The 24,233-nt window shown below is 66.9% G+C and carries 18 protein-coding genes; 15 read left to right on the top strand and 3 right to left on the bottom strand.

Going from position 1 to position 24,233, the window contains the following annotated elements:
• The first annotated feature begins 398 nt into the window (after positions 1-398).
• The 3 genes from LQ564_RS20865 (at position 399) to ilvC (ending at position 3,742) form a co-directional block, all read left to right on the top strand.
• Positions 399-2,141, top strand: coding sequence for an acetolactate synthase 3 catalytic subunit (locus tag LQ564_RS20865; RefSeq protein WP_231060029.1), 1,743 nt, complete (start codon positions 399-401; stop codon positions 2,139-2,141).
• A complete protein-coding gene (gene ilvN, locus LQ564_RS20860; protein ID WP_027867685.1) occupies positions 2,141-2,632 on the top strand; it encodes an acetolactate synthase small subunit in 492 nt (163 codons plus the stop codon). Before LQ564_RS20865 ends, ilvN begins: the two co-directional genes overlap by 1 nt.
• Before the next feature lie 93 nt (positions 2,633-2,725).
• Positions 2,726-3,742, top strand: a complete 1,017-nt coding sequence (ilvC, locus tag LQ564_RS20855) for a ketol-acid reductoisomerase (RefSeq protein ID WP_231060028.1) — start codon at positions 2,726-2,728, stop codon at positions 3,740-3,742.
• 93 nt (positions 3,743-3,835) lie between these two features.
• Here the strand turns inward: ilvC and LQ564_RS20850 are convergent, their stop codons facing one another.
• Positions 3,836-4,495, bottom strand: a complete 660-nt coding sequence (locus LQ564_RS20850; RefSeq protein WP_231060027.1) for a hypothetical protein — start codon at positions 4,493-4,495, stop codon at positions 3,836-3,838.
• Between the two features lie 229 nt (positions 4,496-4,724).
• Here LQ564_RS20850 and LQ564_RS20845 point away from each other — a divergent pair, with 229 nt between their 5' ends.
• From LQ564_RS20845 to LQ564_RS20830, 4 genes are all read left to right on the top strand, one after another.
• On the top strand, positions 4,725-5,510 hold the full coding sequence (locus LQ564_RS20845) for an SIMPL domain-containing protein (protein WP_231060026.1): 786 nt from the start codon (positions 4,725-4,727) through the stop codon (positions 5,508-5,510).
• 82 nt (positions 5,511-5,592) lie between these two features.
• Entirely contained in the window at positions 5,593-6,471 is an 879-nt protein-coding gene (pssA, locus tag LQ564_RS20840) for a CDP-diacylglycerol--serine O-phosphatidyltransferase (RefSeq protein ID WP_231060025.1), read from the top strand.
• 156 nt (positions 6,472-6,627) lie between these two features.
• Entirely contained in the window at positions 6,628-12,387 is a 5,760-nt protein-coding gene (locus LQ564_RS20835; RefSeq protein WP_231060024.1) for an Ig-like domain-containing protein, read from the top strand.
• Between the two features lie 72 nt (positions 12,388-12,459).
• The gene (locus LQ564_RS20830; protein WP_231060023.1) at positions 12,460-13,347 is read left to right on the top strand and encodes an alpha/beta hydrolase; all 888 of its coding nucleotides are present in this window, start codon (positions 12,460-12,462) and stop codon (positions 13,345-13,347) included.
• A 3-nt stretch (positions 13,348-13,350) separates the two neighbouring features.
• On the opposite strand, the gene LQ564_RS20825 is transcribed toward LQ564_RS20830, so the two are convergent.
• The gene (locus LQ564_RS20825) at positions 13,351-13,851 is read right to left on the bottom strand and encodes a hypothetical protein (RefSeq protein WP_231060022.1); all 501 of its coding nucleotides are present in this window, start codon (positions 13,849-13,851) and stop codon (positions 13,351-13,353) included.
• A 174-nt stretch (positions 13,852-14,025) separates the two neighbouring features.
• Here LQ564_RS20825 and rpsO point away from each other — a divergent pair, with 174 nt between their 5' ends.
• The 4 genes from rpsO to LQ564_RS20805 all read left to right on the top strand — a co-directional run bounded on the left by rpsO (position 14,026) and on the right by LQ564_RS20805 (position 17,660).
• Positions 14,026-14,295, top strand: a complete 270-nt coding sequence (gene rpsO, locus LQ564_RS20820; protein ID WP_027867691.1) for a 30S ribosomal protein S15 — start codon at positions 14,026-14,028, stop codon at positions 14,293-14,295.
• Positions 14,296-14,481: 186 nt separating this feature from the next.
• A complete protein-coding gene (gene pnp, locus LQ564_RS20815; protein ID WP_231060021.1) occupies positions 14,482-16,584 on the top strand; it encodes a polyribonucleotide nucleotidyltransferase in 2,103 nt (700 codons plus the stop codon).
• A 105-nt stretch (positions 16,585-16,689) separates the two neighbouring features.
• Positions 16,690-17,220 carry a GNAT family N-acetyltransferase gene (locus tag LQ564_RS20810; protein ID WP_231060020.1) on the top strand — a complete coding sequence of 177 codons (531 nt, stop codon included), beginning with the start codon at positions 16,690-16,692 and terminating at the stop codon, positions 17,218-17,220.
• Between the two features lie 143 nt (positions 17,221-17,363).
• The gene (locus LQ564_RS20805; RefSeq protein WP_231060019.1) at positions 17,364-17,660 is read left to right on the top strand and encodes a hypothetical protein; all 297 of its coding nucleotides are present in this window, start codon (positions 17,364-17,366) and stop codon (positions 17,658-17,660) included.
• A 12-nt stretch (positions 17,661-17,672) separates the two neighbouring features.
• Here LQ564_RS20805 and cadR read toward each other — a convergent pair whose 3' ends face one another.
• Positions 17,673-18,074: a Cd(II)/Pb(II)-responsive transcriptional regulator gene (gene cadR, locus LQ564_RS20800; RefSeq protein ID WP_231060018.1), complete on the bottom strand. Its 402-nt coding sequence runs from the start codon at positions 18,072-18,074 to the stop codon at positions 17,673-17,675.
• Between the two features lie 97 nt (positions 18,075-18,171).
• Between cadR and LQ564_RS20795 the strand changes: the two genes are divergently transcribed.
• The 4 genes from LQ564_RS20795 to LQ564_RS20780 all read left to right on the top strand — a co-directional run bounded on the left by LQ564_RS20795 (position 18,172) and on the right by LQ564_RS20780 (position 24,175).
• Positions 18,172-18,507, top strand: coding sequence for a hypothetical protein (locus LQ564_RS20795; protein ID WP_231060017.1), 336 nt, complete (start codon positions 18,172-18,174; stop codon positions 18,505-18,507).
• Between the two features lie 81 nt (positions 18,508-18,588).
• A complete protein-coding gene (locus LQ564_RS20790; RefSeq protein WP_231060016.1) occupies positions 18,589-19,827 on the top strand; it encodes a TolC family protein in 1,239 nt (412 codons plus the stop codon).
• Positions 19,824-21,005: an efflux RND transporter periplasmic adaptor subunit gene (locus LQ564_RS20785; protein ID WP_231060015.1), complete on the top strand. Its 1,182-nt coding sequence runs from the start codon at positions 19,824-19,826 to the stop codon at positions 21,003-21,005. The genes LQ564_RS20790 and LQ564_RS20785 overlap by 4 nt, the downstream gene beginning before the upstream one ends.
• Before the next feature lie 11 nt (positions 21,006-21,016).
• Complete coding sequence (locus tag LQ564_RS20780; protein WP_231060014.1) at positions 21,017-24,175, top strand: efflux RND transporter permease subunit; 3,159 nt, start codon at positions 21,017-21,019, stop codon at positions 24,173-24,175.
• Positions 24,176-24,233: the final 58 nt, after the last annotated feature.

Raw genomic sequence — 24,233 nt, 5'->3', positions numbered from 1 at the left:
CCAGCCCACGCCAGTGCACTATTTTGGTACAACAAAAATAATTTTCCACATCGCTTGACCAAAATGGTGCAACGCAGTAATGTGTTCCGACGCTTTGCACCCCCGAAGCTCCCAAGTCATCCGGTCCAGGCCCACACGCCCATTCCGGATCGACGCGCTTTCATTTGTAGGCAGTTTGCTCCGACCCGCGCCACAAGCGCGAGAGATGCGTACCACCGCCAACAAACACTCAAGCCGAACGAGTTGCGCCCAGCGCTCGTGCGTAAGGTCCCTACGGCGACCTGAACCACGGACGTGCCACGCAGAGAGAAGGGAAGCATGAGGGTTGTTGCGTCAGTCGCACCTCGTTAGGAACGGGCATCCGATCAAACTCCCATTGGGTCTTGAAAGGAATGAACATGAATAACGAAACATCAGCCCCCATCACGGGTGCCGAGATCCTGGTGCGTTGTCTCGCGGAAGAGGGCGTCAAGCACGTCTTCGGCTATCCCGGCGGGGCAGTCCTCTACATCTACGACGCCATCTTCAAGCAGGACAAGTTCCAGCACGTCCTGGTGCGCCACGAACAGGCCGCGGTCCACGCCGCTGACGCCTATTCGCGCAGCTCCAACACCGTCGGCGTCGCCCTGGTCACCTCCGGCCCGGGCGTGACGAATGCCGTCACCGGCCTGTCGACCGCCTACATGGACTCGATCCCGATGGTCGTGATTTCCGGCCAGGTGCCGAGCCATGCGATCGGCCAGGATGCCTTCCAGGAATGCGACACGGTCGGCATCACCCGTCCTGTGGTCAAGCACAACTTCCTGGTCAAGGACGTCAAGGAACTCGCCTCGACCATCAAGAAAGCCTTCTTCATCGCCCGCACCGGCCGTCCCGGCCCGGTGCTGGTCGATATTCCGAAGGACATCAGCATGCACAAGTGCGTGTACGATTACCCTCGCGAAATCGAGATGCGTTCGTACAAGCCGGTCGACAAGGGCCATGTGGGCCAGATCCGCAAGGCCGTACAATTGCTGCAGGGCGCCGAGCGGCCGATGATCTATGCGGGCGGCGGCGTCATCCTGGCGAGCGCGTCGAACGAGCTGAACCGCCTGGTCGAGAAGACCGGCTTCCCCGTCACCAACACCCTGATGGGCCTGGGCGCCTCGCGTTCCTCGAGCCCGCACTTCGTCGGCATGCCGGGCATGCACGGCACCTATGAAGCGAACATGGCGATGCAGCACTGCGATGTTCTGATCGCCATCGGCGCCCGCTTCGACGACCGCGTGATCGGCAACCCCAAGCACTTCGCCAGCCACCCGCGCAAGATCATCCACATCGACATCGACCCCTCGTCGATCTCGAAGCGGGTGAAGGTCGACATCCCGATCGTCGGCAACGTCAAGGACGTGCTGGTCGAGCTGCTGTCGCAGCTGGAGGCCTCCACCGCCCAGCCTGGCGCGGCCCGGCCCCAGACGCATGCGCTGCAGGCATGGTGGAAGCAGATCGCCGAATGGCGCGGCCGCGACTGCCTGGCCTATGCCGGTTCGAACGAGCTGATCAAGCCGCAGTCCGTCATCGAGCAGCTGCACAAGGTGACCGACGGCGACGCCTTCATCACCTCGGACGTCGGCCAGCACCAGATGTGGGCCGCGCAATACTACGGCTTCGACAAGCCGCGCCGCTGGATCAACTCCGGCGGCCTGGGCACCATGGGCGTCGGCCTCCCGTACGCGATGGGCGTGCAGATGGCGAACCCGGGCGCGACGGTCGCCTGCGTGACCGGCGAGGGCTCGATCCAGATGTGCATCCAGGAGCTTGCCACCTGCAAGCAGTACCACCTGACGCCGAAGATCATCCTGCTGAACAACCGCTTCCTCGGCATGGTGCGCCAGTGGCAGCAGATCGACTACGGTTCGCGCTATTCCGAGTCGTACATGGATTCGCTGCCGGACTTCGAAAAGCTGGCCGAGGCCTACGGCCACGTCGGCATGCGCATCGAGAAGCCGGGCGACGTCGAGGGTTCGCTGCGCGAGGCCTTCGCGATGAAGGACCGGCTGGTGTTCATGAACTTCATCACCGACCAGAGCGAGAACGTCTGGCCGATGGTCAAGGCCGGCGCCGGCCTGAATGAAATGCTGCTCGGCTCGGAGGACCTGTAATGCGACACATCATTTCCGTCCTCCTCGAGAACGAAGCCGGCGCGCTGTCGCGTGTGGTCGGCCTGTTCTCGGCGCGCGGCTACAACATCGAAACCCTGACCGTGGCGCCGACCGAAGACGCGACCCTGTCGCGCATGACCATCGTCACGAGCGGCTCGGACGACATCATCGAGCAGATCACCAAGCACCTGAACCGCCTCATTGAAGTGGTGAAGGTGGTCGACCTGACCGAAGGCCAGCACATCGAGCGCGAACTCATGCTCATCAAGGTGCGCGCCGTCGGCAAGGAGCGCGAAGAGATGAAGCGCACCGCCGACATCTTCCGCGGCCGCATCATCGACGTGACCGAGAAGACCTACACGATCGAACTGACCGGCGCCAAGAGCAAGCTGGATGCCTTCATCGACGCCATCGACCGCGCCTCCATCCTGGAGACCGTCCGTACCGGCGGCTCCGGCATCGGCCGCGGCGAACGCATCCTGAAGGTTTAACCGACATATCGCATTTGTAGGGTGGGCGGTCTTCCGCCCACGCGTTCAACCGCTACCTGCCTACCCACACAATTAAAATTTAAAGGAATGACCATGAAAGTGTTCTACGACAAAGACTGCGACCTCTCCCTCATCAAAGGCAAGAACGTCGCCATCATCGGCTACGGCTCGCAAGGCCACGCCCACGCGCAAAACCTGTCCGAATCCGGCGTCAACGTCACCGTCGGCCTGCGCCGCGGCGGCGCGTCCTGGAACAAGGTCGAAGCCGCCGGCCTGAAGGTCGCCGAAGTCGACGAAGCGGTCAAGAACGCCGACGTCATCATGATCCTGCTCCCCGACGAGAACATCGCCGAGGTCTACAAGAACAACGTCGAACCGAACGCCAAGCAGGGCGCCGCACTGGCCTTCGCCCACGGCTTCAACGTGCATTATGGGCAGGTGGTGCCGCGCGCCGATCTCGACGTCATCATGATCGCCCCGAAAGCCCCGGGCCACACCGTGCGCGGCACCTACCGCCACGGCGGCGGCGTGCCGCACCTGGTCGCGGTCTACCAGGACAAGTCCGGCGCCGCGCGCGACATCGCGCTGTCCTACGCCATGGCCAACGGCGGCGGCCGCGCCGGCATCATCGAAACCAACTTCCGCGAAGAGACCGAGACCGACCTGTTCGGCGAGCAGGCCGTGCTGTGCGGCGGCGCCGTCGAGCTGATCAAGGCCGGTTTCGAGACCCTGGTGGAAGCCGGCTACGCGCCGGAAATGGCCTACTTCGAGTGCCTGCACGAGCTGAAGCTGATCGTCGACCTGATCTACGAAGGCGGCATCGCCAACATGAACTACTCGATCTCGAACAATGCCGAGTACGGCGAGTACGTGACCGGCCCGAAAGTCGTCACCGCGGCGACCAAGGAGGCGATGAAGCAGTGCCTGAAGGACATCCAGACCGGCGAGTATGCGAAGAGCTTCATTCTCGAGAACAAGGCCGGCGCCCCGACCCTGATCTCGCGCCGCCGCTTGACCTCCGAGCACCAGATCGAGGAAGTCGGCGCCAAGCTGCGCGCGATGATGCCCTGGATTGCGAAGAACAAGCTGGTGGATCAGTCGAAGAACTGATCGTTTACGGTGACCTGGCCTGAGTTGCCAGGTATCTGTAGCGTGGGCGGTCCTCCGCCCACGCGTTCAAACCATAGAACCGCGGCCCGCTCTCTAGAGCCGTTCTACTGACGCTCTTCCTTGCATGCACAAGTGCAGCGCGTTCTCGTAGAACGACATGTCGTTGGCGCCGAAGCCGCCACGATCGTTGGCGGCGATGCGTTCGCGGGCGATGCCCTCGACCGTACGCATGTCATGCCTGAGCCACGCCGCCAGCAGCGTTTCGCGCCAGACGTCGACCTTCGCTTGCGGGTGGCGCTGCAGCACGGCCGCCGTGTCCGCTTGCAGGAAGGCGAGATAGCTGTCGAGGCCGTCGATCAGGCCGGCAAGCTCCTGCGCGCGCCGGGCCGCTTCGTCCGTCGCATGCGTCACTTCCTGCTCCAGGCGGCCAGGCATCCACTCGACGTCATGCGTGGTGGACGCCAGTATTTCCCGTCCGTGCAGGACGAAGGCGCCGTTCGCGTGCAGGCTGAACGGCGCCTTTTCGTTTTCCCTCATGTCGAGAATTTCCCATAAAGCGCGATCGAGGTCGAACCACTTGAAACGGAGCGTGGAATTGAAGGAGCGCTCCTTGATGCGCGCTGTCGGCACGAAGACAAAGAACAGGGGTCCGATGCTCCAGTAACAAAAGACATCGACGGATTTCCACCTGCGGTTTTTTGCTTCGGCCTTGGTGATGCCCTTCAGTTCGCGGTCGAATTCCGATTGTTTCATGGCTGATGGCGCAAGAATTGTTTCATATATTCGTGGAATATATCAAACAATAAGCTGTGATTGGTTAGATGAATCAATGGACTCGTGGGCATACATCTTCACGACAATTCGAGATAGATGTAACGGGGTGGATCAGATGCAACCGTTCATTACAAAAACACGACAGTCCTCGCGGACCCGGTATCGTATAAGTGACGCCGACACCCGTCTTACACACTGGAGAACAACAATGAAGCTTTCGAAATCGCTCGTCGCCGCTGCCCTCGTGCTGGCCTTCCAGGCCCAGGCGCAAGTCTCGGCCCAGACCCAGCCTGCGGCCCCGGCCACCTCCGGCACCCTGGTGGTCGTCCCCGCCTTCGGCGAAGTGAAGCACGCCAATGACCAGGCGACCATGATGTTCGCCGTCGAAGAGCACGACAAGGACAAGGCAGCGGCCGCCGCCCGCGTCAACCGCAAGATGAAGGAAGGCACCGAGATCGTGCGCCGCGCCGACCCGCAGGCCGAGCTGAAGACCATGGGCTACTACACCTATCCGGTCTACCCGGAAGTCCCGCCGATGCCGCAGCCTGCTACCCGCGCCGCGCCGAAACCGGTGCCGATCGCCTGGCGCGTCGGCCAGTACCTGGAAGTGAAAACGAAAAACCTGGCCGACCTGCCGAAGACCGCCGCCGCCGCGCAGAAGGTTCTGCAAATCAACGGCGTGGACTTCGGCCTGAGCCCGGAACTGGAAAAGCGCCTCGATGACCAGCGCATCGCCGCCACCTACCGCAACTTGAACGAGCGCATCGTCTCGATCGCCCGCGCCATGGGCCGCCAGCCCCAGGAAGCCGTTCTCGACACCGTCGACTTCGAGGGTTCCGGCAACTACGCCGGCAACCAGGAAGCGCGTCCGGCGCCGATGATGATGAGCGCGCGCGCCAAGATGGCGGATGCGGACCAGATGCCGGAACCGAGCTTCGAACCCGGCGAAACCACCCTGCAGATGCGACTGGTGGGCAAGGTTCGCTTCAAGTAATGTTCACGCAACAGTAGCGATTCGCTAACAAGGGGTCCGCGCCTCTATAATGCAGCTAACTGTATTTCTGACACGGACCCCTATGCCAACCTTTCCACGACGCAGGACACCTGGCGCGGCGCCGAAAGCGCCCCGATTCTCGCGCATCAAGAAACGTTTCGGGCGCCGGGCGGAAGACCGGATGCCGGGCGAACGCGGGCGCGGCATCTACCTGCTGCCCAACGCCTTCACCACCGGCGCCTTGTTCTGCGGCTTCTATGCCATCGTGATGGCGATGAACCAGCGTTTCGAGCACGCCTGCTGGGCGGTGTTCATCGCCATGGTCCTCGATGGCCTCGACGGCCGCATTGCGCGCCTGACCAATACCCAGTCCGAATTCGGCGCCCAGTACGATTCCCTGTCCGACATGGTCTCCTTCGGCGCCGCCCCGGCCCTGGTGATCTACGAGTGGTCGCTGCGCGGCCTGGGTAAACTCGGCTGGATCGCCGCCTTCATCTACTGCGCCGGCGCCGCCCTGCGCCTGGCGCGCTTCAATACCAATATCGAGGTGGTCGACAAGCGCTTCTTCCAGGGCTTGCCGAGTCCCGCCGCGGCCGCGCTGGTGGTCGGCTTCATCATGATGATGACCGACCCGGACATCAACGTCAGCTCGCGCAAGGTCGACTGGGTCAGCTGGGCGATCGCCGTGTTCGCCGGGCTCACCATGGTCTCGAACGTGCCGTTCTACAGCTTCAAGGACATCAACTTCAAGAAATCGGTGCCCTTCATCGTGGTGTTCCTGATCGCGCTCGCCTTCGCGCTGGTGGCGATCGACCCGCCCAAGGTGCTGTGGCCGATCTTCGTGATCTACGGTCTGTCCGGCTACGCCGTGTTCGCCTGGCGCGCGGCCAAGGGCAAGCCGGTCAGCATCATCCCGCGCGACGACGAGGACGAGGACGACGTGAAAGGCCTGCGCCGCTAGGCACTGTTGTTCTTCGGCACGGCCGCCAGGAAGAGGGCAGTGGCGGCATTGGATTTGCATTTAGGCATGCTATATTGCCTCTAATAACTGAAACCCGGCTCGTTCATCGAGTCGGGCTCTGTTTCCAGCAAATCCCATCTTCCCGCCATCCCCACCATGACCGCATCCCTGCCGTCCGCTCCACACGCGATCGTCTTCATCGAAGCCGACGTTTCCGATTACCAGTCCCTGCTGGCCGGCCTCCCGCCGGACGCCGAAGTCCATGTGCTCGACCCGCGCCAGGATGGCCTGGCGCTGATGGCGCAGGTACTGGAAGGACGGAGCGGCATCGCCGCGCTGCACGTGCTTTCCCACGGCAGGGAAGGCGCGGTGTCGCTGGGTTCCCTGCAGCTGGGCAGCGCCAACCTGGCGGAGCACGGCGCCAACCTGGCGCTCATCGGCGCCGCGCTCGCGCCAGATGCCGACATCCTGCTGTACGGCTGCGACATCGGCGCGGGGACGGACGGCGCCGCCTTCGTCGACGCGCTGGCGCGGGCGACCGGCGCCGACGTCGCCGCATCGAGCGATCCGACCGGCGCGGCTGCCCTGGGGGGTAACTGGATACTGGAGACGGCTTCCGGCACCGTCGAAGCCGCGCCGCTGTTCGACGGCGCATCGGCGGCCGGCTACCATGCCCTGCTGGCGTCGACGCCCCCGACGATCAGCGGCGCCGTTGCCGGACAGGCGGTCACCGACAATGCATCCATCCAGCCTTTCTCGGGCGTCGTCCTGGCCGACCCGGACGCGGACGCCTCCCTCACGGCCAGCATCACGCTCGACTCGGCAGCGAAAGGCATGTTCACGGCGCAGTCACTCGCGGCTTCGGGCTTCTCCACGGGCGACGGTGGCCTGAGCTATACCCACGCCGCAGCGTCGCCGGCGGCCATGCAGGCTGCCGTCCGTGCACTGGTTTACCAGCCTGCGCCGAACCACGTCGCCCCCGGCTCCACGGAAACCACGACCTTCACCCTTACCGTCAGCGATGGTCTCGAGGCGCCCGTCACCGACGCCACCACCACGGTCGTCGCCACTTCGGTGAACGACGCGCCGGTTTTCGTCGGCGCGAACACGAGCCTGACCGTCACGCAGAGCGGCGCCGCAGTGGACATCAGGGGCCTGCTGCACGTGAGCGATGCCGACTCCGGCCAGACCCTGACCTGGTCGATGGCCGCTTTCGCCGCCCATGGCGCCGTGTCCTTCAGCGGCGCCACCAGCGCCAGCGGCGGCGGCGACATCACGCCGGGCGGCGCCATCACCTACATTCCGGCCGGCGGGTATACCGGCACCGACTCCTTCACCGTGCAGGTCTCCGACGGCCAGGCCACCTCTACCCGCACCATCACCGTCAACGTGGCGCCGGCCACGCCGACCGGACTGGACCTGGCGTCGGGCAGCGATTCCGGAACCGACTTCAGCGACAACCGCACCAATGCCTCCATCCTGAGCTTCAGCGGCGCCAGCGCCGGCGGCGACACCACCAGCACGGTGCGGGTGTTCGTCGACAAGAACGGCAACGGGGTCTATGACGCCGGCGACGCCAGCGCCACCGCGACCGTCAACAACGGCAGCTGGAGCGTGGGCGGCATTGACGTGTCCGGCTTCGGCGACGGGACCTACCAGGTCTATGCCCAGGTCACCTCGGCCAGCGGCGGCTTGAGCAGCGCGCGCAGCGCCGGCCTCGGCGTCACCCTGGACCGCACCGCGCCGACGCTGGCGATCACCAGCAGCAGCCCGACGCTCAAGGCCGGCCAGACGGCCACCATCACCTTCGCCTTCAGCGAGGATCCCGGCACGAGCTTCACCTGGGACGGCTCAGCCGGCGGTGTGCTCGTGTCCGGCGGCACGCTCGGCGCGATCAGCGGCAGCGGCACGACCCGCAGCGCGATCTTCACGCCGACCGCCAACACGAATGGCGGCACCGCCAGCATCACGGTGGCCGCCGGCTCCTATGCCGACGCGGCGGGCAACGCCGGTGGGCCGGGCCTCACGCCTTCGCTGACCTACGACACGCTGGCGCCGTCCGTCATGTCGATCGTGCGGACCGGCAGCGCAACGACCAATGCGACGTCCGTCAGCTATACGGTCACCTTCGACAGCAGCGTGAGCGGGGTCAGCGCATCCGCGTTCCAGCTCGATCGGACCGGCACGGCCAACGGCGTCGTCGGCTCGGTCACCGGCAGCGGCAGCACCTACACCGTCACCGTCAACGGCGTCAGCGGCGACGGCACCCTGCGCCTCGAGCTGAAGAACGGCAGCGGCATCGTGGACGGCCACGGCAACGCGGCGCCCGGCCATACGGGCGGCGAGGCCTATATCCTGGACCACAACGGGCCGGCGATCGGTTCGGTGGCGGTGCCCGCATCCGCGACCTACGGTGTGGGGGATCCGCTGGAGTTCACCGTCAACTTCAACGAGGCGGTCACGCTCGACACCCTGGGCGGCACGCCGTCGATCGCCGTCACGCTCGACGCCGGCGGCACGGTGCAGGCGAACTACGTGAGCGGCTCGGGCACCACCGCCATCGTGTTCCGCTACACGGTCGCACCGGGCAACGCCGATACCAACGGCGTGACGCTGGGCGGCAGCATCCAGCTCAACGGCGGCGCAATGCGCGACATGGTCGGCAACAACGCCTCGCTGGCGCTCAACAACGTCGGCTCCACGGCCGGCGTGCTGGTGTCGGCCCTGGCTCCCGTCGTGAACGCGATCGAGCGCGTCGGCAACGCCCTCACCAACGCCGCCAGTGTCGAGTACAGCGTCACCTTTTCGGACAGCGTCACCGGCGTCGACGCCGGCGACTTCACCGTCGCAGGCACGGGAGTGACCGCCCATGTCGCAGCGGTGCGCGGCATGGGCGACGGCAAGACGTATATCGTCACCGTGGACAACATCAGCGGCGAGGGCAACCTGCGCCTGGACCTGAACGCCGGCGGCACCGGCATCATGGACAGCCACAACCAGGCAATCGCCGGCGGCTACACCAGTGGCCCGGCCTATACCATCGACCGGACCGCGCCGGTGCTGTCGAGTCCCATCGCCATCTCCGATACCGCGCTGAAGATCGGCGACAGCGCCACCGTCACCTTCGGCTTTACCGAGGCGGTCACCAACTTCACCACAGCCGACGTGACCGTGCCGAATGGGACCTTGTCGAACCTGGCATCGTCCGACGGCGGCCGCACCTGGACCGCGACCCTGACCCCGGCCGCGGGCGCGAGCAGCGCCGCCAACGTGCTCACACTGAATTACGGCGGCGTTGCCGACCTGGCCGGCAACGCCGGCAGCGGCAGCGCCACCAGCGCCAACTACACCGTCGACACGGTGCGCCCGGCGCTCGCCGAGGCCATCCGGATTTCCAGCGCGGCCCTCGCGATCGGCGGCAGCGCCACCGTGACCTTCACCTTCGCTGAAACCGTCTCCGGCTTCGATATCGCCGACGTGAACGCACCCAACGCAACGCTGTCGGACCTGGTCTCGCTCGACGGCGGCCGCACCTGGAGCGCGACCCTGACCCCGTCGGCCAACGCCTCCGGCAACGCCAATGTGCTCACCCTGGACTACAGCGGCATCATGGACATGGCCGGCAATGCCGGCACGGGGACCGTCGACAGCGGCAATTACATGGTGGACACCGTGCGTCCGTCCCTGGCTGCCGGCATCACGATCTCGGACACGGCGCTGAAGGCCGGCGAGAGCGCGACCGTGACCTTCCAGTTCACCGAGGCGGTCACCGGCTTCACGAGCGCCGACGTGACCGTGCCCCACGGCGTGCTGTCGAACCTGGCGTCGGGCGACGGCGGCATCACCTGGAGTGCGACCCTGACCCCGGACGCCGGCGTCGCCAGCAATGCCAACGTGCTGACGCTGGACTACAGCGGCTTGCGCGACCTGGCCGGCAACCCAGGGGCCGGCACGGTCGACAGCGGCAACTACGCGGTCGACACCAAGGCGCCGGCGCTGGCCTCGCCGATCCAGATTTCCGACACCCTCCTCAAGATCGGCGACAGCGCCACGGTCACCTTCACGTTCGCGGAAGCGGTCGTGGGCTTCACCGTCGACGACGTCACCGTCCCCCATGGCACGCTGACGGGCCTGGCGTCGAGCGACGGCGGCGTCACCTGGACCGCGACCCTCACCCCCGCGGCCGGCAGCAGCGTGGCCGCCAACGTGCTGACGCTGAACTACGGCGGCATCCGCAACATGGCGGGCAACGCCGGTGTGGGCAGCGCCGACAGCGGCGCCTACGCCGTCGACACCGTGCGCCCGAGCCTGGCATCGGGCATCACGATCTCGGACACGGCCCTGACCATGGGCCAGAGCGCGACGGTGACCTTCGCCTTCAGCGAGGCCGTCACCGGCTTCACCGTCGAGGACGTGACGGTGTCCAGCGGCGCCTTGTCGAACCTGGTGTCGAGCGACGGCGGCCGCTCCTGGAGCGCGACCTTGACCCCGGTCGCCGATACCGTCAGCAGCGCCAACGTGCTGACCCTGGATTACGCCGGCATCATGGACCTGGCCGGCAATGCCGGCATCGGGACGGCCGCCAGCGCCAACTACACGGTGGACACCATGCCGCCGCCGGCGCCGCCCGAACCGCCCGAGACGGTGGTCGACGGCGTGCCGGTCCAGCAGACCCAGGTGACTTTGCCGGGCGGCGTGGCCGGCACCTTGATCTCGGTGCCGATCGTGACCACGGGCCGCAACGAGACCAGCGGCGCCGGCGGCGTGGCCGACATTCCGCTGGCCACGCGCGGCGCAGGCAATCTGCTGCTGGCCCAGCTGCCGGCCGGCTACGGCCTGTCCGCGAGCGGCGCCAACGTCGGCATGGCGAACGGCCTCGATTTCCTGATTGCCTCGATCCGGGCGGCGACCCCCGGCCACGGCGCCGCCGACCAGGGCCACCTGACCGGCGACGGCCAGGCCTTTCTGGCCGGCCTGGCATCGAACGGCTCGCTGCTGGTCCAGACCATCAAGCCGGTCAGCATCGCGCCGGTGGGTGGCACGCTGACGCTGAGCGGCGCCTCCGCACCGGCTTCGGATGGCCAGAGCGTGGCGCTGGTAATCGATGCCGGCGGCCTGGGGCAGGGCGCCACGATCACCCTGCGCCAGATCGACTTTGCCGCCATCATCGGCAGCGCCGACGTCACCGCCGCCAACGGCCGCATGGCGCTGAGCGGCGACGCGGGCGCGCAGCACTTCACGGTCGCGCCGGCCGACGGCAGCACCGTGTTCGCCGGCGCCGGCGCCGATACGCTGAGCTTCGGCCTGCCGCCCGGCGCCAACCCGGCATCCGGCCAGGCGCGCGCCAACGCGCTGGCCTCGCTGACGGTGCTGCACGGCGGCCAGGATGGCGACAGCGCCGTCTTCACCGGCAAGCGCGCCGACTACGAGGTCGAGCAGCACAACGGCTACCTGGTCGTCAGCAGCAAGGCGGCGCCGGAGGCGAAGGCGATGGTGGTCAACGTCGAGGCGTTGCAGTTCGCGGACGGCAGCGTCAAGGTAGAGAACAGCAGCGAGATGGGTATCCTGGCCGGCATGTACCAGACCGTGCTGGGGCGCCAGGCGGACCTGAAAGGCGTCGAATTCTGGGCCGACCATCACCAGGCCGGCATCAGCCTGGGCAGGATTGCGCTGGACATGATCGGCTCCGCCGAGCGCAGCGCCAGCCACGTGGGCTTCAGCGGCGTGGCCGAACACGACATCGCCTTGCTCTACACCGCCTTGTTCAACCGCGCGGCCGATGCCGGCGGCCTGGCGTTCTGGAAGGCGGCGATGGCGAGCGGCGTCAGCCTCGAGCAAGTCGCCACCCACTTCGTGGAATCGGCCGAGATGGTGGGCCACCAGCGCGCCGCGCTGGACTGGAACTTCAGCATGTAGGTATTCTCAGCGGCGCGCGGTGAAAAGCGCGCCGCCGATATACTCGGGGGCCGATTCCCAGCGGCCTCATCGATGACCAGATTTCCTCTCGCCCTGAGCGGCGCCGCCTTGCTGGCGGCCGCCCTCGCACTGTCCGCCTGTTCCCCGCTGTCCCTCGTGAACGCCGTCTCGCCCGCAGGCGAGGCCACGGCCACCACGGCGCTGGCCTACGCGCCGGGCGAACGCCACATGCTGGACGTCTACCGGCCCCCGGCCGGCGCGCAACAGGGAAGGGCGCCCGTCATCGTGTTCTTCTACGGTGGCAACTGGGTCAGCGGTGACCGCGCCGATTACGCCTTCGTCGGCCGCGCCCTGGCGGCGCGCGGCTTCGTGGTGGTGGTGCCGGACTACCGGCTCTACCCAGAGGTGCGCTACCCGGACTTCCTCGACGATTCCGCCCAGGCGGTCGCCTGGACCCGGCGCACGATCGCGGCCCACGGCGGCGACCCGGAGCGGATCTTCCTGATGGGCCACAGCGCCGGCGCCTACAACGCCGCCATGCTGGCGCTCGATGCGCGCTGGCTCGGCAAGCAGGGCGAGAAGCCGTCGGTGCTGCGCGGCTGGATCGGGCTGGCCGGCCCGTATGACTTCCTGCCGATCCAGAACCCGACCACGCGTCCGGTGTTCGATTATCCGAATACGCCGCCCGACTCGCAGCCGCTCGGTTTCGTCTCCGCCGCCGCGCCGCCCGCGCTGCTGATCGCGCCGAGGGAAGACAAGGTGGTCAACCCGGCGCGCAACACCGGCGGCATGGCGGCGCGCCTGCGCGAGAACCGCGTGCCGGTGCGCGAACTGTATTACGACGGCGTCGGCCACGCGACCCTGGTCGCTTCGCTGTCGCCGACACTGCGCCGGCTGGCGCCGACGCTCGATGCGGTGGACGCTTTCGTGCGCAGCGATGGCAGGAGCCGGCCGCAATAGGGCTTACCAACCGGCCCTTTCCTTCGGCTCGTACATGGGGTCCGGCCCGTTCATCATCTGCCGCACTACGCCTTGCTCGTCGAAGTGCACGTGCATCAGCGAGTTCCACACCCCGGCTTCCTTGTAGCGGTAGGACCAGACCTCATAGTTGCGCAGCGCCACCCGTGAGGTCTCGGCCGGCCGCCCGACCGCGCGTAAAACGTCTTCCTTGGTGGCCGAGTCGATCTTGATGGTGGCGAATTTCTGGCTGGTCAGCGCCTGCTCGAAGGAGGCCAGGCGGCCGTCGGCGCCGATGTGGGCCATCCAGGTCTGCTGGCCCATGGGGCCGGTGGCGTACTCGAAGATGCGGTCGTTGCCGGCGCCGTAGATGGCGGTGGGTGCGCCCATCTTTTGCTGGACCATCTCGGCCGAGTCGCCGATGGTCGGGGTTTCCCGGATCAGGCCGGCGCAGCCGCCGAGCAGGAGCAGGGCGGCCAGTGTTGTAATTCTGAACAATTTATCCATGGTTTGGCCTCTATCAAGCCCGAAAACGCCATGATGCACCATCCGGGCCACGCAAACAGTGGCCGCACGCCCGGTTTTCCCCTATACTGGCGGGTCTGTCCGTTTTGGGCAGCTTAATCGACAATCACGGTGCGCTGGGTTTCGACTCTTGCACCGCATGTGAAAGGTAACATCATGACCGTAGAAAACATCAACAAAGCCGCGATCATCGCGGACAACGCACGTGGCCAGAACGATACCGGTTCGCCGGAAGTCCAAGTCGCACTGCTGACCGCACGCATCAACGAACTGAACGGCCACTTCAAGGCACACCAGAAGGATCACCACTCGCGTCGTGGCCTGATCATGATGGTCAACCGCCGCAAGAGCCTGCTGGCTTACCTGAAGCGCAAGGACGCAAACCGTTACCGCGACCTGATCGCCAAGCTCGGCCTGCGTAAGTAATCGCCGGTCCAGACGACGTTGGTCAAGCCAATCTAGTCACGAAATGCCTGCGCCAGATACCTGTCGCGGGCATTTTTTATTTGTGCAGTTTGTTAGTTGTTTTGCAGTAATGACGGAATCGCTCCGTCCGTGGTGAGGTGAACGACAGCCCCTGAAAATCTGTCGGCAAAATGAAAGGGATTACCCATGTTTAACAAAGTTACGAAAACCTTCCAGTACGGTCAACACACGGTCACCCTGGAGACGGGTGAAATCGCGCGCCAGGCAAGCGGCGCCGTCGTCGTGTCGGTCGAAGACACCGTCATCCTGGCCACCGTGGTCGCCAAGAAGGACGCCAAGCCGGGCCAGGATTTCTTCCCGCTGACCGTCGACTACATGGAGAAAACGTACGCAGCCGGTAAGATCCCGGGCGGCTTCTTCAAGCGCGAAGGCCGTCCTTCGGAAAAGGAAACCCTGACCTCGCGCCTGATCGACCGTCCGATCCGCCCGCTGTTCCCGGAAGGCTACCTGAACGAAGTCCAGGTCATCATCCACGTCCTGTCGGTCAACCCTGAAATCGACCCGGACATCCCGTCGATGATTGGCGCCTCGGCTGCGCTGTGCATCGCCGGCATCCCGTTCAACGGCCCGATCGGCGCGGCGCGCGTCGGCTACGCGAACGGCCAGTACATCCTGAACCCGACCACCACCCAGCTGAAAACCTCGCAGATGGACCTGGTGGTCGCCGGTACCGAAACCGCCGTGCTGATGGTGGAATCGGAAGCGCAGCAACTGTCGGAAGAAGTCATGCTGGGCGCGGTCGTGTTCGGCCATGACCAGATGAAAGCCGTCATCGACGCGATCCACGACCTGGTGGCCGAAGGCGGCAAGCCGGAAGTCGAGTGGAGCCCGGCGCCGAAGAACGAAGCCCTGATCGCCCGCGTCGAGGAACTGGCCGGCGCCGCAGTGCGCGACGCCTACCAGACCCGCGAAAAATCGGCGCGTCAGCAGAAGCTGAAGTCGATCTCCGGCGAAGTCATGAACGCCCTGAGCGCCGCCGGCGAAGCGGCCGACGCGGCCGAAGTCGGCAACATCCTGTTCGACATGGAAGCCAAGGTCGTGCGTTCGCAGATCCTGAACGGCGAGCCGCGCATCGACGGCCGCGACACCCGCACCGTGCGTCCGATCGCGATCCGCACCAGCGTGCTGCCGCGTACCCACGGCTCGGCCCTGTTCACCCGCGGCGAAACCCAGGCACTCGTGGTCGCCACCCTCGGCACCGCGCGCGACAGCCAGAAGATCGACGCGCTGATGGGCGAGTACACCGACGACTTCATGATGCACTACAACATGCCTCCGTTCGCCACCGGCGAAACCGGCCGCGTGGGCACCCCGAAGCGCCGCGAAGTCGGCCACGGCCGCCTGGCCAAGCGCGCGCTGGTCGCCGCGCTGCCGTCGGCGGACGAGTTCAGCTACTCGGTGCGCCTGGTCTCGGAAATCACCGAGTCGAACGGCTCCTCGTCGATGGCCTCGGTCTGCGGCGGCTGCCTGGCGCTGATGGACGCCGGCGTGCCGATGAAGGCGCACGTCGCCGGCATCGCCATGGGCCTGATCAAGGAAGGCGGCAAGTTCGCGGTCCTGACCGACATCCTGGGTGACGAAGACCACCTGGGCGACATGGACTTCAAGGTCGCGGGCACCCCGGCCGGTATCACCGCCCTGCAGATGGACATCAAGATCCAGGGCATCACCAAGGAAATCATGCAGGTCGCGCTGGCGCAAGCCAAGGAAGCGCGCCAGCACATCCTGGGCGAGATGCAGAAGGCCGTGCCGAGCGTGAAGACCGAACTGTCGGACTTCGCCCCGCGCCTGATCACCATCCGCATCAACCCGGAAAAGATCCGTGACGTGATCGGCAAGGGCGGCGCCGTCATCCGCGCGCTGACCGAAGAAACCGGCACCCAGATCGACATCACCGACGAAGGCATCGTGACCATCGCCTCGGTCGACGCCGCCGCCGGCCAGGAAGCCAAGCGCCGCATCGAAGAGCTGACCGCATCGGTCGAAGTGGGCAAGACCTACGACGGCACCGTGCTCAAGCTGCTGGACTTCGGCGCGATCGTGCAGGTCATGCCGGGCAAGGATGGCCTGCTGCACATCTCGCAGATCGCCAACGAGCGTGTCAACGCCGTTGCCGACTACCTGAAGGAAGGCCAGCAGGTGCGCGTGAAGGTTCTCGAAACCGACGAGCGTGGCCGTCTGAAGCTGTCGATGAAGGCGGCTGATCCGGTGGAAGGCGCGGCGCAGTAATCTGCCCGCGGCTTCGAGCCAACAAAACCGCCAGCGCGTGAGCCTGGCGGTTTTTTTTTCAGCCTAACTTCGGTGTGCAGAAGGGCAAGGTAGAATCATTGCACCATGCATCGCACGACTGACCGCCTGATCCTTCGTCCCCCCGAGCCTGCCGACCTGGCGGTGCTGTTCGCCATCTATGGCGATCCGGCGACCAATACCTTCAATCCGGCCGGGCCAATGGCGAACATCGAATTGGCCGCGTCCTTGCTGGACCGATGGCTGGCGCAATGGCGCGACCTGGGCATCGGGCCGTGGACGATCGCGACGCTTGACGCTCCAGGGCATCCCATCGGGTTCGGCGGCATCTCGATGCACCGCTATCTCGACCAGGAGCGCGTCAACGTCGGCTACCGTTTCGCCACGTCAGCCTGGGGCAGGGGATACGCGACCGAGCTGACACGGGCCTCCCTGGCATCCGGCTTCGAAGAGCAGGGCTTCAGCGAAATCTTTGCCCTGGTGCGTCCGGCGCATGCCGCCTCGATCCGTGTGCTGGAAAAGGCCGGGATGCAGCAGATTGACACCCTCGATGACGTACCGGGCGCGGCGCCGAGCCGCGTGTATGCCATCAGCCGCGAGGCTTGGGCGCACGTTTGAGCGAGCGCAATCAGGTTGCCTGCTAAGACCCGAGAATCGGAAGCTGCTTCCGAACCGATGGGCCGAGCATGCGCTCTCTTGTTCCACTGACGTGTCTGACGCTGTGCCTGCAGGCCTGCGGAGGTACGTCCGTTGCGCTCTTCGTGAACTGGGGCGATTGCGATTTCGACCGCGATCGCTGGCAGCATGCGGACGCGCGAGGACGCGGATGCATGGTGGCGTCGCTGCTCGATCGGCATCCGCCGGAAACGATGACGGCGGCCGAGGTGAGAGGCCTGCTCGGCGAGCCGACTGGCTATGCGGACCATGATGAGGACGCCGCCTATGTCGTCGCGCCGGCGGCAAGCGCGCGCACCCGCGGCACCGAGCAATTGCTGGTCTACCGCACCGACAGGCGCAATGGGCGCATTCTCGGAGCCGAGCTGATCGCGCCGCCCTAAGCCGGCAGCCTACTAGACGGTGTCGTGCTCCGACAGCGCATGCAGGATGCCGCAGGCGTGCGAGGCCTGGGTGCTGACGCAGCAGCCGCGCAACTGCTTCAATTGCCGCTCCAGCGCCGCCAGCTCGGCGATCTTGCCTGCCACCCGCTCGATGTGGCGGTCGAGCACCGCGTTCACGTCGGTGCAGTCGGCGTCCGGCGCATCCCGGGCGTCGAGCAGCAGGCGGATCTCGTCCAGCCCCATGTCCAGCGCGCGGCAGTGGCGGATGAACTGCAGGCGCTCCGCGTGCTTGTCGCCATAGCTGCGGTAATTGTTGGCCGCCCGCTGCGGCGGCGCCAGCAGGCCGATCCGCTCGTAATAGCGGATCGTCTCCACCGGGCATTCGGTGCGTCCCGCCAGTTCGCCTATCTTCATCGCTTCTCCGATTCGATTGATCGTGCTTGACCCTGTAGCGGCTACAGGGTTTTAAATGGCGATCATATATGAAGCCATCCGTTTTCGCCGCCACCCCATGAAACGCCTGCTGGTCCTGCTCCTGCTGGTCCTGATGCCGCTGCAGCTGGTCTGGGCGGCGTCCGGGGCGTGCTGCGGCCCGGACGAGGGCAAGCGCGCCCAGCACGCCTGCCAGGTGGCGCAGCAGTGCGGCGACGACGGCGGCGGCGCGGGCTCGCTGGCGGACGACGGCGGCTGCGACTGCTGCCACCATTTCTGCGGCGGCGCGCTGCTCGCCTCCCACGTGGTGCTGCCGGCAGCGGAGCAGGGCCTGGATACGGTCTTCGACCCTCCGCACTACACTTCCTACATCCCTGACCTGATCCCGCCGCCCAAGCGGCCGTTCCGCGCCTGAAGGGGCGGGAACGTTCATCTCACGCGCGCCGCGGCGCGCAGCGTCCCGCCGTCGACCTCGTTTCAACGGAACCGGACCATCATGAAGAATCACATCATCCGCCTGGCGCTGGCCGCGTGTGCGCTCTGCGCACATGCCTCCGCGGCCGAGGCGCCATTGACGCTGCCGATGGCCATCGAGCGCGCGCTGGCCGCCAACCCCGGCTTGCGCGCCGCCGGCAGGGAGGCGGCCGCGCAGGAAGGCGCGGTCAACCAGGCCGGCGCGCTGCCGAACCCGGAGCTCGAACTGCTGCGCGAAGGCCGCGAGCGCGGCAACCGCACCACCACCGCGCAACTCGGCATCCCGGTCGAACTGGGCGGCAAGCGCGCCGCCCGCGTCGACGCCGCGCGGCAGGAGCGCGCGCTGGCCCTGGCAGCGCTGGATGCGCTGCGCGCCCAGGTGCGGGGCGACACGGTTGCGGCGTATTACGACGTCGTCGCGGCGGGCGAGCGCCGACGCCTGGCGCAGGAGCTGGTGACGCTGGCCGAACGCGCCACGCACGCCGCCGCACGCCGCGCCGACACCGGCAAGGCTTCGCCGCTCGAAGCCACCCGCGCCAGGGTCGCGCAATCCAGCCTGCGGATCGAAGCGATCCAGGCCGCGCGTGAATTGGCGGCCGCGCGCATCCGCCTTGCGGCCCTGTGGGGAGGTGACGCCGCCACGCTTGCCGTGGCCGCGCCAACGGCGATCGAGGCGCCCTCTGTCCCGCCGCTTGCCGCGCTGGAGGCGCGCCTGGCCACCGCCCCCGACCTGCGCCGCGCGCTGGCCGGCGTCGCCCACCGCAGCGCGCTGGCGCGCGTGGAAGAATCGCGCCGCATGCCGGACGTGACCCTGATCGTCGGCACCCAGCGCGAATCCTCGCTCGAGCGGCCGGGCGAACCGCGGCGCGCCGTCGTCGGCGTCTCGGTGCCGCTGCCGCTATTCAACCGCAACGGCGGCGCCGTGCTGGAATCGCTGCGGCGCGTCGACAAGGCGCGCGACGAACTCGATGCCGAGCGTGTGCGCCTGCACGCCGCGCTGGCCCAGGCGCACGGCCATCTCGTCGCTGCGAGCGAAGAGGCCGCGCTGATCCGCGACGAGGTCGTGCCCGGCGCCGAGCAGGCGTACCAGGCGGCCAACCGCGGCTACGAGCTCGGCAAGTTCGGCCTGATCGACGTGCTCGACGCCCAGCGCACGCTGGTGCAGTCGCGTCACCAATACCTCAAGGCGGTGGCGGACGGCTACCGCGCGCTGGCCGACATCGAACGCCTCGTCGGCCCGGCGACCCAGGAGAATCCATGAACAAGCAACAAATGAACATCATCGGCGTGATGCTCGCCTGCGCACTCGCCTTCAGCGGCTACGTCATCTTCAAGGACCGTGGTCCCGCTGCAAGCGTTGAAGAAGCCGGCCACCATGAAGAGAAGAATGGCGAACACCACGATGACGGCATCGTGCGCTTCAGCGAGGAGCAGGTCGCCAGGAGCGGCATCACCGTCCTGACAGCGGACGCCCGCCAGATCGACTCCTTTATCCGCATGCCGGGCCAGATCGCGCTCAACGAAGACCGCACCGCCCACGTCACCCCGCGCGCTTCGGGCGCGGTCGAGAAGGTCGAGGCCAACCTGGGCCAGGTGGTCAAGAAGGGCGACCTGCTGGCCGTGATCGCCAGCAGCGACGTGGCCGGGCAGCGCGCGGCGCTGGCTACGGCCGAGCAGCGGCGCACGCTCGCCCAGAGCGCCTACAGCACCGAGAAAACGCTGTGGGAAGAGAAGATCGGCGCACGCCAGGATTACCTGAAGGCCGAGCAGGAGCTGCAGGAGGCGGAGGTCGCGGTCCAGGCCGCGCGCCAGTCGCTGCAGGCGCTCGGCGCCGGGGCCGGGTCGGCCGCGGGCGCCTCGAACCGCCTGCACGTGCACTCGCCCTTCGACGGCATGGTGGTCGAGAAGCACATCGTGCTGGGCGAAGTGGTCGGCGCCGACACCCGCGTGTTCACGGTCAGCGACCTGTCCCGGGTCTGGGCCGACGTCGTCGTGCCGAGCCGCGACCTCGAGATCGTCCGGGTCGGCACCGACGCGGTGATCCGCTCGATCGCATCGAACACGACGGCGCCCGGCAAGGTCAGTTTCGTCAGCGCCCTGATCGGAGAAGCGTCGCGCTCGGCCAAGGCGCGCGTGGTGCTGGACAACCCGGGGCTGGCCTGGCGTCCCGGCCTGGCGGTGAACGTCGACATCGTCACCGGCTCGGCGCAAGTCCCGGTGGCGGTGGCGCGCGAGGCGCTGCAGACCGTCGAGGGACGGCAGGTGGTCTACAAGCGCGTGGCCGAGGGTTTCGTGGCGCAGCCGGTTGCCACGGGCCGTTCGGACGAACGCTTCGTCGAGATCGTGTCCGGCCTGCAGCCCGGTGAACGCTATGCCGCCTCCGGCTCCTTCGGCGTCAAGGCCGAACAGGGCAAGGGCGAAGCAGGCCACCACGATTGAAGGAGACGCTCATGTTCAACCGCATCATCCAGGCGTCCATCGCGCACCGCTGGCTCGTCATGCTGCTCGTCGCCGCCATGGCGCTGCTGGGCGTCTACCACTACGGCCGCCTGCCGATCGACGCCGTCCCCGACGTCACCAATGTGCAGGTGCAGATCAATACCGCGGCCCCGGGCTATTCGCCGCTGGAGACCGAGCAGCGCATCACCTATCCGGTCGAGGCGCAGTTGGCGGGCCTGCCGCAGCTGGAGAGCTTCCGTTCGCTGTCGCGCTACGGCCTGTCCCAGGTGACTGTCGTGTTCAAGGAAGGCACCGACATTCACTTCGCGCGCCAGATGGTCAGCCAGCGCCTGCAGGACGCGCGCGAGCAGCTGCCAGGCGGCGTGGTGCCGACCCTGGGCCCGATCGCCACGGGTCTCTCCGAAATCTATTCGTGGACGGTGGAGACCGTGCCGGGCGCGAGGAAGCCCGACGGCTCCTCCTACACGCCGACCGACCTGCGCGAGATCCAGGACTGGATCATCAAGCCGCAGCTGCGCAGCGTGCCAGGTGTCACCGAGATCAATTCGATCGGCGGCTTCGACAAGGAATACCTGGTCGCGCCCGAGATGGCGACCCTGTCGAGCTATGGCCTCGACCTGGGCGACATCGTGGGCGCCATCGAGAAGAACAACGGCAACGTCGGCGCCGGCTACATCGAGCGGGCGGGGGAGCAGTACCTGGTGCGCGCGCCGGGCCAGGTCGGCTCCATCGACGACATCGCCAACATCGTGGTCGCTACCATCCGCGGCATGCCGGTGCGGATCCGCGACGTGGCGACCGTCTCGCTCGGACGCGAGCTGCGCACCGGTGCGGCCACCGAGAACGGCCAGGAGGTGGTGCTCGGCACCGTCTTCATGCTGATGGGCGAGAACAGCCGCGCGGTGGCGCGCGCCGTCGACCGCCGCATGGCGGAGATCAACCGCACCCTGCCGCGGGGCGTGAAGGCGGTCACGGTCTACGACCGCACGGTGCTGGTCGAACGCGCGATCGCCACCGTGCGCAACAACCTGCTGGAGGGCGCGGTGCTGGTGGTGGCGGTGCTGTTCGCTTTTCTGGGCAACCTGCGCGCCGCATTGATCACGGCGATGGTGATCCCGCTGGCGATGCTGTTCACCTTCTCGGGCATGATGGCCAACAAGGTCAGCGCCAACCTGCTCTCGCTCGGCGCGCTCGACTTCGGCATCATCGTCGACGGCGCCGTGGTCATCGTCGAGAACTGCGTGCGTCGCCTGGCGCATGCGCAGCGTCGATTGGGCCGCAAGCTGACCCTGCCAGAGCGCTTCGCCGAAGTGTTCGAAGCGGCGCGCGAAGCCCGGCGGCCGCTGGTGTTCGGCCAGCTGATCATCATGATCGTCTACCTGCCGATCTTCGCCCTCACCGGCATCGAGGGCAAGATGTTCCATCCGATGGCGATCACAGTGGTCACGGCGCTGCTGGGCGCGATGGTCCTGTCGCTCACCTTCGTGCCGGCCGCCGTGGCCCTGTTCATCGGCGACAAGGTGGAAGAGAAGGAAAACCGCCTGATGCGCGCCGCGCGCCGCGCCTATGCGCCGGCGCTGCGCTACACGCTGGCCAACAAGACGGTGGCGCTCGCCTTTGCCGGCATCGTTCTGGCGCTGTCGACCCTGCTGGCGACCCGCCTCGGCACCGAGTTCGTGCCGACGCTGGACGAGGGCGACATCGCGGTCTTGACGATGCGCGTGCCGGGAACCAGCCTGTCGCAGTCGGTCAAGATGCAGCAGCAGATAGAGCTCGAACTGGTAAAACGCTTTCCCGAGATCGAGCGCGTGTTCGCGCGCATCGGCACCGCCGAAATCGCGTCCGACCCGATGCCGCCCAACGTCGCCGACGGCATCATCATGCTGCGCCCCGAGCGCGACTGGCCGAAGCCGAAGAAGACCCGCGACCAGCTCCTGGCGGCGATCCGGGAAACGCTCGAAGGCCTGCCGGGCAACGGCTATGAGTTCAGCCAGCCGATCCAGCTGCGCGTCAACGAGCTGATCTCCGGCGTGCGCAGCGACGTGGCGGTGAAGGTGTTCGGCGACGACCTCGACGTCCTGAATGCGACCGCCAGCCAGGTGGCGGGCGTGCTGCGCACCGTGCCGGGGGCGAGCGAAGTGAACGTCGAGCAGACCACCGGCCTGCCGATGCTGCAGGTCCGGGTCGACCGCGAGCGCGCCGCGCGCATGGGGCTGAACGTGGGCGACGTGCAGGACCTGGTCGCCACCGCCACCGCGGGGCGAGAGGCCGGCACCCTGTTCGAGGGCGACCGCCGCTTCGGCATCGTGGTGCGCCTGCCGGACCCGCAGCGCGGTGACATCGACTACCTGGCGCGCCTGCCGGTGCCGCTGCCGGCGACCGAAGGCGAGCCGCACCGCTTCATCACCCTGGGCGAGATCGCCGCCTTCGAAGTGGCGCCCGGCCCCAACCAGTTCAGCCGCGAAGGGGGCAAGCGCCGCGTCGTCGTCACCGCCAACGTGCGCGGGCGCGACATCGGTTCCTTCGTCGCCGAAGCGCAGGAGAAGGTCGCGGCGCAGGTCAGGACGGCGCCGGGCTACTGGATCGGCTGGGGCGGCCAGTTCGAGCACCTGGAAGCGGCCAGCCAGCGCCTGCGGGTGGTGGTGCCGGCCGCGCTGGCGCTGGTGTTCGCACTGCTCTACCTGGTCTTCAACAATTTCCGGGACGGGCTGCTGGTGTTTTCCGGGATTCCGTTCGCCCTCAGCGGCGGGGTGGTCGCGCTGTGGCTGCGCGGGATCCCGCTGTCGATTTCGGCCGCGGTCGGCTTCATCGCCCTGTCCGGGGTGGCGGTGCTCAACGGCCTGGTGATGCTCTCCTTTATCCGCAGGCTGGTCGAGGAGGGCCGGTCGCCGGCGCAGGCGATCGAGGAGGGCGCGCTGGGGCGGCTGCGACCGGTATTGATGACGGCGCTGGTGGCCTCGCTCGGCTTCGTGCCGATGGCCCTCGCCACCAGCGCCGGCGCCGAGGTGCAGCGGCCGCTGGCGACGGTGGTCATCGGCGGCATCCTGTCGTCGACGGCGCTGACCCTGCTGTTGCTGCCGCTGCTGGTGGAGCTGGCCCAGCGGCGCCCACACGAACGCCCTGTTGCGTACGAGAGAACTATTTCCTGAAACCACTCAACTGTGTCATCGGCGCCGTTACAGAAATGATATAGTTTGTCATTTTGCA

It is taken from the genome of Massilia phyllostachyos (genome assembly GCF_021044825.1).
Lineage (GTDB): Bacteria > Pseudomonadota > Gammaproteobacteria > Burkholderiales > Burkholderiaceae_D > Telluria > Telluria phyllostachyos.
The sequence above is the reverse complement of the archived record's forward strand: the minus strand, read 5'-3'. Positions and strand labels throughout refer to the sequence as shown.

What these genes read in the sequence shown, in the direction of transcription:
- cadR (WP_231060018.1), bottom strand. Translation starts at nt 18,074, where the DNA reads ATGAAGATAGGCGAACTGGCGGGACGCACCGAATGCCCGGTGGAGACG.
- LQ564_RS20795 (WP_231060017.1), top strand. Translation starts at nt 18,172, where the DNA reads ATGAAACGCCTGCTGGTCCTGCTCCTGCTGGTCCTGATGCCGCTGCAG.
- LQ564_RS20865 (WP_231060029.1), top strand. Translation starts at nt 399, where the DNA reads ATGAATAACGAAACATCAGCCCCCATCACGGGTGCCGAGATCCTGGTG.
- ilvN (WP_027867685.1), top strand. Translation starts at nt 2,141, where the DNA reads ATGCGACACATCATTTCCGTCCTCCTCGAGAACGAAGCCGGCGCGCTG.
- pnp (WP_231060021.1), top strand. Translation starts at nt 14,482, where the DNA reads ATGTTTAACAAAGTTACGAAAACCTTCCAGTACGGTCAACACACGGTC.
- LQ564_RS20850 (WP_231060027.1), bottom strand. Translation starts at nt 4,495, where the DNA reads ATGAAACAATCGGAATTCGACCGCGAACTGAAGGGCATCACCAAGGCC.
- LQ564_RS20825 (WP_231060022.1), bottom strand. Translation starts at nt 13,851, where the DNA reads ATGGATAAATTGTTCAGAATTACAACACTGGCCGCCCTGCTCCTGCTC.
- rpsO (WP_027867691.1), top strand. Translation starts at nt 14,026, where the DNA reads ATGACCGTAGAAAACATCAACAAAGCCGCGATCATCGCGGACAACGCA.
- pssA (WP_231060025.1), top strand. Translation starts at nt 5,593, where the DNA reads ATGCCAACCTTTCCACGACGCAGGACACCTGGCGCGGCGCCGAAAGCG.
- LQ564_RS20790 (WP_231060016.1), top strand. Translation starts at nt 18,589, where the DNA reads ATGAAGAATCACATCATCCGCCTGGCGCTGGCCGCGTGTGCGCTCTGC.
- LQ564_RS20810 (WP_231060020.1), top strand. Translation starts at nt 16,690, where the DNA reads ATGCATCGCACGACTGACCGCCTGATCCTTCGTCCCCCCGAGCCTGCC.
- LQ564_RS20785 (WP_231060015.1), top strand. Translation starts at nt 19,824, where the DNA reads ATGAACAAGCAACAAATGAACATCATCGGCGTGATGCTCGCCTGCGCA.
- ilvC (WP_231060028.1), top strand. Translation starts at nt 2,726, where the DNA reads ATGAAAGTGTTCTACGACAAAGACTGCGACCTCTCCCTCATCAAAGGC.
- LQ564_RS20835 (WP_231060024.1), top strand. Translation starts at nt 6,628, where the DNA reads ATGACCGCATCCCTGCCGTCCGCTCCACACGCGATCGTCTTCATCGAA.
- LQ564_RS20830 (WP_231060023.1), top strand. Translation starts at nt 12,460, where the DNA reads ATGACCAGATTTCCTCTCGCCCTGAGCGGCGCCGCCTTGCTGGCGGCC.
- LQ564_RS20780 (WP_231060014.1), top strand. Translation starts at nt 21,017, where the DNA reads ATGTTCAACCGCATCATCCAGGCGTCCATCGCGCACCGCTGGCTCGTC.
- LQ564_RS20845 (WP_231060026.1), top strand. Translation starts at nt 4,725, where the DNA reads ATGAAGCTTTCGAAATCGCTCGTCGCCGCTGCCCTCGTGCTGGCCTTC.